General features: G+C 53.0%; 6 protein-coding genes and 1 pseudogene. 6 read left to right on the top strand and 1 reads right to left on the bottom strand.

Annotated elements, in window-relative coordinates; translation table 11 throughout:
* Window positions 1–346 precede the first annotated feature (346 nt).
* Window positions 347–1,489 (top strand): protein YghO, encoded by a 1,143-nt coding sequence (gene yghO / locus ACUU1M_RS16785; RefSeq protein ID WP_005076950.1) that lies wholly within the window; start codon window positions 347–349, stop codon window positions 1,487–1,489.
* A 123-nt stretch (window positions 1,490–1,612) separates the two neighbouring features.
* On the opposite strand, the gene glcC is transcribed toward yghO, so the two are convergent.
* Entirely contained in the window at window positions 1,613–2,383 is a 771-nt protein-coding gene (gene glcC, locus ACUU1M_RS16780; RefSeq protein WP_005076947.1) for a transcriptional regulator GlcC, read from the bottom strand.
* Between the two features lie 250 nt (window positions 2,384–2,633).
* Between glcC and glcD the strand changes: the two genes are divergently transcribed.
* From glcD to glcB, 5 genes and pseudogenes are all read left to right on the top strand, one after another.
* Complete coding sequence (gene glcD, locus ACUU1M_RS16775) at window positions 2,634–4,133, top strand: glycolate oxidase subunit GlcD (protein WP_000026101.1); 1,500 nt, start codon at window positions 2,634–2,636, stop codon at window positions 4,131–4,133.
* Window positions 4,133–5,185: pseudogene (gene glcE, locus ACUU1M_RS16770) on the top strand (glycolate oxidase subunit GlcE). The gene glcD and the pseudogene glcE overlap by 1 nt, the downstream one beginning before the upstream one ends.
* A gap of 10 nt (window positions 5,186–5,195) precedes the next feature.
* Window positions 5,196–6,419, top strand: coding sequence for a glycolate oxidase subunit GlcF (glcF, locus tag ACUU1M_RS16765; RefSeq protein WP_001194822.1), 1,224 nt, complete (start codon window positions 5,196–5,198; stop codon window positions 6,417–6,419).
* A 4-nt stretch (window positions 6,420–6,423) separates the two neighbouring features.
* Window positions 6,424–6,828: a GlcG family protein gene (locus ACUU1M_RS16760; protein WP_000853256.1), complete on the top strand. Its 405-nt coding sequence runs from the start codon at window positions 6,424–6,426 to the stop codon at window positions 6,826–6,828.
* 21 nt (window positions 6,829–6,849) lie between these two features.
* Window positions 6,850–9,021 (top strand): malate synthase G, encoded by a 2,172-nt coding sequence (glcB, locus tag ACUU1M_RS16755; RefSeq protein ID WP_000084123.1) that lies wholly within the window; start codon window positions 6,850–6,852, stop codon window positions 9,019–9,021.
* Window positions 9,022–9,315 lie beyond the last annotated feature (294 nt).

Below are 9,315 nucleotides of genomic sequence, written 5' to 3'. Positions count from 1 at the left end.
CAAAAATAAAATGACAATAATGCGGTGGATTATATAGGCATAAAAGATAAATGAGATAGTATTTTCATCGGTGTGAAAATGAACATTGATTTAAATAATGAGTTTAAGTTTTTTGTTTTTATTATGAATGATATTTAATTTATGAATATATTAAGAAGAAGCCTTGTCCGGTCGCCTTAAATCGACAAAAGGCATTGAGGCGTTTCTGTGTAGCCTCTGACCTTATCATAATCATTAATTCATACTATTTATTCGTCGTTTGTATTCATTGAGTTGATTATTAAGATGCCGCTCGTTGCTGTTGCAACCTGTTTTTCACCATTAATTATTTGTTATCCACAGAGATATGGAATGCGATCTGCTGATGATTAAAATTGAAAAAGTAATTAATAAAAATGACCTTAAGGCATTTATCGCTTTTCCGTCATCACTTTATCCCGACGATCCAAACTGGATACCCCCTTTATTCATTGAACGCAACGAGCATTTGTCTGCGAAAAATCCGGGGACGGACCATATCATCTGGCAGGCGTGGGTGGCAAAAAAAGCGGGGCAGATAGTTGGGCGTATTACCGCGCAAATAGATACCTTGCACCGTGAGCGTTACGGTGAAGATACCGGTCATTTCGGCATGATTGACGCCATTGATGATCCGCAGGATTTTGCCGCGTTGTTTGGCGCAGCGGAAGCGTGGTTGAAGTCACAAGGTGCAAGTAAGATCAGCGGGCCTTTCAGCCTGAATATCAATCAGGAAAGCGGATTACTGATTGAGGGTTTTGACACACCACCCTGTGCGATGATGCCACACGGCAAACCGTGGTATGCCGCGCATATTGAACAACTGGGTTATCACAAAGGCATTGATTTACTGGCGTGGTGGATGCAGCGAACCGATCTCACTTTCTCTCCGGCGCTAAAAAAACTGATGGATCAGGTGCGCAAAAAGGTGACCATTCGCTGCATCAATCGTCAGCGGTTTGCCGAAGAGATGCAGATCCTGCGTGAGATTTTCAACTCTGGCTGGCAGCACAACTGGGGATTTGTGCCGTTTACCGAACATGAATTCGCGACCATGGGCGACCAACTTAAATATCTGGTGCCGGACGATATGATCTACATCGCTGAGATTGATTCTGCACCCTGCGCGTTTATTGTCGGCTTGCCTAACATCAACGAGGCGATTGCCGATCTGAACGGATCGCTCTTTCCCTTCGGCTGGGCAAAATTGCTGTGGCGTTTGAAAGTCAGCGGTGTGCGAACTGCGCGAGTACCGCTGATGGGCGTGCGCGACGAGTATCAGTTCAGCCGCATCGGCCCGGTGATTGCGCTGTTATTGATTGAAGCCTTACGCGATCCGTTTGCCCGCCGGAAGATCGATGCGCTGGAGATGTCATGGATCCTCGAAACCAATACAAGCATGAATAACATGCTGGAACGCATTGGGGCGGAGCCGTACAAGCGTTACCGATTGTATGAAAAGCAAATTTAATACCAGATCCTGTTTAGCGCAGGGGCGGTCATTCGGGAGAGGGTATAGATGAACAGATTTAACACCAGATCCTGTTAAGTGCAGGGGCGGTCCCCTCGCCTTGGGGATAGGGTAAAACTCTGCTCACATTCCCACCTTGTTCATCTCCAGCGGCACCGCCGAGCGAATCAAATGGTGGCCTTCCAGCTCGATATCGTGGAGATTCTTTTTCACGGTCCGTACATGATCGCGAGCTGCGCGCTGAGCGACGTGCGGCAGCAGCTGCAACACCGCGTTGTAGATCCGCGCATGCTGGCGATCGATCTGCTTTTTTTGCTGTGGTCGATGGTAGAGATTATTTACGCTGGCAAACACTGAATTAAACATCAGATCGGTCAATGATTGCAGCGTAAACACCAGCACCTGATTGTGAGAAGCCTGACAAATGGCGAGATGGAAAGCGTGATCCAACTGCGCATGTTCGATCAGCGAAATCTCTTTGTGGTTCTCACTGGCGGCGAGCATTTTTTCATAACAGCGGGTTATCACAACAAAATCAGCCTGCGTTCCCAGCGTTGCCGCCAGCCTTGCCGATTCGCCCTCCAGTAATGCGCGAACGTCGAGCAGATCGTACAGCGTTCGCGGCTGCGTACTGAACAGATGGATCAGCGGGCTGGTGTCCTGCACCCGATTAAGCCGTGCGACACGAGAATCGCGACCCTGCGCCGTTTCAATAATCCCGCGCCCGCGCAGCACGGTCAGCCCTTCACGCAGTGCGGAGCGTGAGAAGCCGAGCTTTTCACACAGTCGACGTTCCGAGGGAAGCGGCTGACCGACCTTCAGTACGCCGTCGATAATTAACCGTTCGATACTCTCTGCAACCACTTCGCAAATAGGGCGACGTTCATCTTTCATTCCCGGACCTCGTGCACAGGTAGGACCAATTTTTCTGTTCTTAACTCGCAAAACACGCACATCACGCAAGTGATTATGTTACATCAATTTAACATTAAGTTAACCAAGACAAGGTCACAGAGCTGGAAAAAAAATGGTCTGACCGGTAGCTAAAGAGATAGACGAAAACGAAAAGCCCGCTTAATAACTGTTCACAGAAGCAGCGCGCAAAAATCAGCTGCCACACAACACAACAAAGCGAAGCCTACTCATGAGCATCTTGTACGAAGAGCGTCTTGATGGCGCTTTACCCGATGTCGACCGCACATCGGTACTGATGGCACTGCGTGAGCATGTCCCTGGACTTGAGATCCTGCATACCGATGAGGAGATCATTCCTTACGAGTGTGACGGGTTGAGCGCGTATCGCACGCGTCCATTACTGGTTGTTCTGCCTAAGCAAATGGAACAGGTGACAGCGATTCTGGCTGTCTGCCATCGCCTGCGTGTACCGGTGGTGACCCGTGGTGCAGGCACCGGGCTTTCTGGTGGCGCGCTGCCGCTGGAAAAAGGTGTGTTGTTGGTGATGGCGCGCTTTAAAGATAGCCTCGACATTAACCCCGTTGGTCGCCGCGCGCGCGTGCAGCCGGGCGTATGTAACCTGGCGATCTCCCAGGCCGTTGCGCCGCATAATCTCTATTACGCGCCGGATCCTTCCTCACAAATCGCCTGTTCAATTGGCGGCAATGTGGCGGAAAATGCCGGTGGCGTCCACTGCCTGAAATATGGTCTGACCGTACATAACCTGCTGAAAATTGAAGTGCAAACGCTGGACGGCGAGGCGCTGACGCTGGGATCGGACGCGCTGGATTCACCTGGTTTTGACCTGCTGGCGCTGTTCACCGGATCGGAAGGTATGCTCGGCGTGACCACCGAAGTGACGGTAAAACTGCTGCCGAAGCCGCCCGTGGCGCGGGTTCTGTTAGCCAGCTTTGACTCGGTAGAAAAAGCCGGACTTGCGGTTGGTGACATCATCGCCAATGGCATTATCCCCGGCGGGCTGGAGATGATGGATAACCTGTCGATCCGCGCGGCGGAAGATTTTATTCATGCCGGTTATCCCGTCGACGCCGAAGCGATTTTGTTATGCGAACTGGACGGCGTGGAGTCTGACGTACAGGAAGACTGCGAGCGGGTTAACGACATCTTGTTGAAAGCGGGCGCGACTGACGTCCGTTTGGCACAGGACGAAGCAGAGCGCGTACGTTTCTGGGCCGGTCGCAAAAATGCGTTCCCGGCGGTAGGACGTATCTCCCCGGATTACTACTGCATGGATGGCACCATCCCGCGTCGCGCCCTGCCTGGCGTACTGGAAGGCATTGCCCGTTTATCGCAGCAATATGATTTACGTGTTGCCAACGTCTTTCATGCCGGAGATGGCAACATGCACCCGTTAATCCTTTTCGATGCCAACGAACCTGGTGAATTTGCCCGCGCGGAAGAGCTGGGCGGGAAGATCCTCGAACTCTGCGTTGAAGTTGGCGGCAGCATCAGTGGGGAACATGGCATCGGGCGAGAAAAAATCAATCAAATGTGCGCCCAGTTCAACAGCGATGAAATCACGACCTTCCATGCGGTCAAGGCGGCGTTTGACCCCGATGGTTTGCTGAACCCTGGGAAAAACATTCCCACGCTACACCGCTGTGCTGAATTTGGTGCCATGCATGTGCATCACGGTCATTTACCTTTTCCTGAACTGGAGCGCTTTTGATGCTACGCGAGTGTGATTACAGTCAGGCGCTGCTGGAGCAGGTGAATCAGGTAATTAGCGATAAAACGCCGCTGGTGATTCAGGGCAGCAATAGCAAAGCCTTTTTAGGTCGCCCAGTCACCGGGTAAACGCTGGATGTGCGTTGTCATCGCGGCATTGTTAATTACGACCCGACCGAGCTGGTGATAACCGCTCGTGCCGGAACGCCGCTGGTGGCGATTGAAGCGGCGCTGGAGAGCGCCGGGCAAATGCTTCCCTGCGAGCCGCCGCATTATGGTGAAGAAGCCACCTGGGGCGGGATGGTCGCCTGCGGGCTGGCGGGGCCGCGTCGCCCGTGGAGCGGTTCGGTCCGCGATTTTGTCCTCGGCACGCGCATCATTACCGGCACTGGAAAACATCTGCGTTTTGGTGGCGAAGTGATGAAAAACGTTGCCGGATACGATCTCTCACGGTTAATGGCCGGAAGCTACGGTTGTCTTGGCGTGCTCACTGAAATCTCAATGAAAGTGTTACCGCGACCGCGCGCCTCTCTGAGCCTGCGTCGGGAAATCAGCCTGCAAGAAGCCATGAGTGAAATCGCCGAGTGGCAACTCCAGCCATTACCCATTAGTGGCTTATGTTACTTCGACAATGCGTTGTGGATCCGCCTTGAGGGCGGCGAAGGATCGGTAAAAGCAGCGCGTGAACTGCTGGGTGGCGAAGAGGTTGCGGGTCAGTTCTGGCAGCAATTGCGTGAACAACAACTGCCGTTCTTCTCGTTACCAGGTACCTTATGGCGCATTTCATTACCCAGCGATGCGCCGATGATGGATTTACCCGGCGAGCAACTGATCGACTGGGGCGGGGCGTTACGCTGGCTGAAATCGACAGCCGATGACAATCAAATCCATCGCATCGCCCGCAACGCTGGCGGTCATGCGACCCGCTTTAGTGCCGGAGATGGTGGCTTTGCCCCGCTATCGGCTCCTTTATTCCGCTATCACCAGCAGCTTAAACAGCAGCTCGACCCTTGCGGCGTGTTTAACCCCGGTCGCATGTACGCGGAACTTTGAGGAGCAGGCTATGCAAACCCGATTAACCGAAGAGATGCGGCAGAACGCGCGCGCGCTGGAAGCCGACAGCATCCTGCGCGCCTGTGTTCACTGCGGATTTTGTACCGCAACCTGCCCAACCTATCAGCTTCTGGGCGATGAACTGGACGGGCCGCGCGGGCGCATCTATCTGATTAAACAGGTGCTGGAAGGCAACGAAGTCACGCTTAAAACACAGGAGCATCTCGATCGCTGCCTCACTTGCCGCAATTGTGAAACCACCTGTCCTTCTGGTGTGCGCTATCACAATTTGCTGGATATCGGGCGTGATATTGTCGAGCAGAAAGTGAAACGCCCACTGCCGGAGCGAATGCTGCGCGAAGGATTGCGCCAGGTAGTGCCGCGTCCGGCGGTCTTCCGTGCGCTGACGCAGGTAGGGCTGGTGCTGCGACCGTTTTTACCGGAACAGGTCAGAGCAAAACTGCCTGCTGAAACGGTGAAAGCTAAACCGCGTCCGCCGCTGCGCCATAAGCGTCGGGTTTTAATGCTGGAAGGCTGCGCCCAGCCTACGCTTTCGCCCAACACCAACGCGGCAACTGCGCGAGTGCTGGATCGTCTGGGGATCAGCGTCATGTCAGCTAACGAAGCAGGCTGTTGTGGCGCGGTGGACTATCATCTTAATGCGCAGGAGAAAGGGTTGGCACGGGCGCGCAATAATATTGATGCCTGGTGGCCCGCGATTGAAGCAGGTGCCGAGGCAATTTTGCAAACCGCCAGCGGTTGCGGCGCGTTCGTCAAAGAGTATGGGCAGATGCTGAAAAACGATGCGTTATATGCCGATAAAGCGCGTCAGGTCAGTGAACTGGCGGTCGATTTAGTCGAACTTCTGCGCGAGGAACCGCTGGAAAAACTGGCAATTCGCGGCGATAAAAAACTGGCCTTCCACTGCCCGTGTACCCTACAACATGCGCAAAAGCTGAACGGCGAAGTGGAAAAAGAGTTACTTCGTCTTGGATTTACCTTAACGGACGTTCCCGACAGCCATCTGTGCTGCGGTTCAGCGGGAACATATGCGTTAACGCATCCCGATCTGGCACGCCAGCTGCGGGATAACAAAATGAATGCGCTGGAAAGCGGCAAACCGGAAATGATCGTCACCGCCAACATTGGTTGCCAGACGCATCTGGCGAGCGCCGGTCGTACCTCTGTGCGTCACTGGATTGAAATTGTAGAACAAGCCCTTGAAAAGGAATAAAAAAATGAAAACTAAAGTCATTCTTAGCCAGCAAATGGCGAGTGCAATTATTGCCGCAGGTCAGGAAGAGGCGCAGAAAAATAACTGGTCTGTTTCCATTGCTGTTGCCGATGACGGCGGTCATCTGCTGGCGTTAAGTCGCATGGACGATTGCGCGCCGATTGCGGCTTACATCTCCCAGGAGAAAGCGCGTACCGCCGCGCTGGGGCGTCGTGAAACTAAGGGCTATGAAGAGATGGTGAACAACGGACGTACCGCGTTCGTGACTGCGCCGTTACTGACGTCGCTGGAAGGCGGCGTACCGGTTGTTGTTGATGGGCAAATTATTGGTGCCGTGGGCGTTTCTGGTTTAACCGGAGCACAGGATGCGCAGGTCGCGAAAGCGGCAGCAGCGGTGTTGGCGAAATAAGCGAAAACGAGGAGAGAAACAATGAGTCAAACCATAACCCAGGGCCGTTTACGCATTGACGCCAATTTTAAACGTTTTGTGGATGGAGAAGTTTTGCCGGGCGTGGAACTGGACGCTGCTGCATTCTGGCACAATGTTGATGAGATCGTTCACGATCTGGCACCAGAAAATCGTCAGTTGCTGGCAGAACGCGATCGCATTCAGGCGGCGCTTGATGAGTGGCATCGCAGCAATCCGGGGCCGGTAAAAGATAAAGCGGCCTATAAATCTTTCCTTCGTGAACTGGGCTACCTGGTGCCGCAACCGGAGCGCGTGACGGTGGAAACCACGGGCATTGACAGCGAAATCACCAGTCAGGCGGGGCCACAGCTGGTGGTTCCGGCAATGAACGCCCGCTACGCGCTGAACGCGGCGAACGCTCGCTGGGGCTCACTGTACGATGCGTTATACGGCAGCGACATCATCCCGCAGGAAGGGGCGATGGTCAGTGGCTACGATCCGCAGCGCGGTGAGCAGGTTATCGCCTGGGTTCGACGTTTCCTCGATGAATCACTACCGCTGGAAAACGGCAGCTATCAGGATGTGGTGGCGTTTAAGGTGGTCGATAAACAATTACGCATCCAGTTGAAAAATGGTAAAGAAACCACGTTACGTACTCCAGCACAGTTTGTCGGTTACCGTGGCGATGCCGCTGCGCCGACCTGCATTTTGCTGAAAAATAACGGCCTGCATATTGAACTGCAAATTGATGCCAACGGGCGGATTGGCAAAGACGATCCGGCGCACATCAACGATGTTATCGTCGAAGCTGCTATCAGTACCATTCTCGACTGCGAAGATTCGGTCGCGGCGGTTGATGCGGAAGATAAAATCCTGCTGTACCGCAATCTGCTGGGCCTGATGCAGGGGACTCTGCAAGAGAAAATGGAGAAAAACGGTCGGCAAATCGTACGTAAACTGAATGACGATCGTCAGTACACCGCCGCCGATGGCTCTGAAATTTCTCTGCACGGACGCTCGTTGCTGTTTATCCGCAACGTGGGTCATTTGATGACCATTCCTGTGATTTGGGACAGCGAAGGCAATGAAATCCCGGAAGGTATTCTTGATGGCGTCATGACTGGCGCGATTGCCCTCTATGATTTAAAAGTGCAGAAAAACTCGCGCACTGGCAGCGTCTATATTGTGAAACCGAAAATGCACGGTCCGCAGGAAGTGGCGTTCGCCAACAAACTGTTTACCCGCATTGAGACAATGCTCGGTATGGCACCGAATACCCTGAAAATGGGCATTATGGATGAAGAACGCCGGACCTCGCTGAACTTGCGTAGCTGTATCGCTCAGGCGCGCAACCGCGTGGCGTTCATCAATACCGGTTTCCTCGACCGTACCGGCGATGAAATGCATTCGGTGATGGAAGCTGGCCCGATGCTGCGTAAAAACCAGATGAAATCGACGCCGTGGATCAAAGCCTACGAACGTAATAACGTGCTTTCCGGTCTGTTCTGTGGGCTGCGCGGTAAAGCGCAAATCGGTAAAGGCATGTGGGCAATGCCGGACCTGATGGCAGACATGTACAGCCAGAAGGGCGACCAACTGCGTGCCGGGGCAAACACAGCCTGGGTTCCGTCACCAACCGCTGCTACGCTCCATGCGCTGCACTACCACCAAACCAACGTACAGAGCGTGCAAGCCAACATTGCCCAGACCGAGTTCAATGCTGAATTTGAACCGCTGCTGGACGATCTGCTGACTATTCCGGTGGCTGAAAACGCTAACTGGTCGGCGCAAGAGATCCAACAAGAGCTGGATAACAACGTGCAGGGGATTCTGGGGTACGTGGTGCGTTGGGTGGAGCAGGGGATTGGTTGTTCAAAAGTGCCGGATATTCACAACGTGGCGCTGATGGAAGACCGCGCAACGCTGCGTATCTCCAGCCAGCATATCGCCAACTGGTTACGTCACGGTATTCTGACCAAAGAACAGGTGCAGGCGTCGCTGGAGAATATGGCGAAAGTGGTTGATCAGCAAAATGCTGGCGATCCGGCTTATCGTCCGATGGCGGGGAATTTCGCTAACTCGTGTGCTTTTAAAGCTGCCAGCGATTTAATCTTCCTCGGCGTGAAACAGCCAAACGGTTATACCGAACCGTTATTACACGCCTGGCGTTTACGCGAAAAAGAAAGTCATTAATAGCGTCAAAAAAGCCCCGGCAAGTTTTATTGTCGGGGCTATGATAGTAACTGCGGTAGTACATTTATCCCGGAAATAACCGGAGCGATTATCAGGGTTTAACAATATTAAATACCCGTAGCGCATTACTAGCGGGCCTAAAACAACAATATGGACATCTTAACGATACTCTGCGCCTGCGTGTGCGGAACAGAAACCCTTACCCGATATACTTGTTATGCCAGAGGTAGCAATTGCGTTAGCGGCGTACTGTTGCTGTAAAGTATAACGCCTATATTTTACAGTTCAGTCCTC

The organism is Shigella sp. SIG6 (assembly GCF_053555815.1).
Note: the sequence above shows the minus strand (reverse complement) of the source record. Positions and strands in the feature narration are given on the sequence as shown.

Bases quoted from the DNA above. Each gene is read 5' to 3' on its own strand.
- yghO (WP_005076950.1), top strand. From the start codon at position 347: ATGGAATGCGATCTGCTGATGATTAAAATTGAAAAAGTAATTAATAAA.
- glcC (WP_005076947.1), bottom strand. From the start codon at position 2,383: ATGAAAGATGAACGTCGCCCTATTTGCGAAGTGGTTGCAGAGAGTATC.
- glcD (WP_000026101.1), top strand. From the start codon at position 2,634: ATGAGCATCTTGTACGAAGAGCGTCTTGATGGCGCTTTACCCGATGTC.
- glcF (WP_001194822.1), top strand. From the start codon at position 5,196: ATGCAAACCCGATTAACCGAAGAGATGCGGCAGAACGCGCGCGCGCTG.
- ACUU1M_RS16760 (WP_000853256.1), top strand. From the start codon at position 6,424: ATGAAAACTAAAGTCATTCTTAGCCAGCAAATGGCGAGTGCAATTATT.
- glcB (WP_000084123.1), top strand. From the start codon at position 6,850: ATGAGTCAAACCATAACCCAGGGCCGTTTACGCATTGACGCCAATTTT.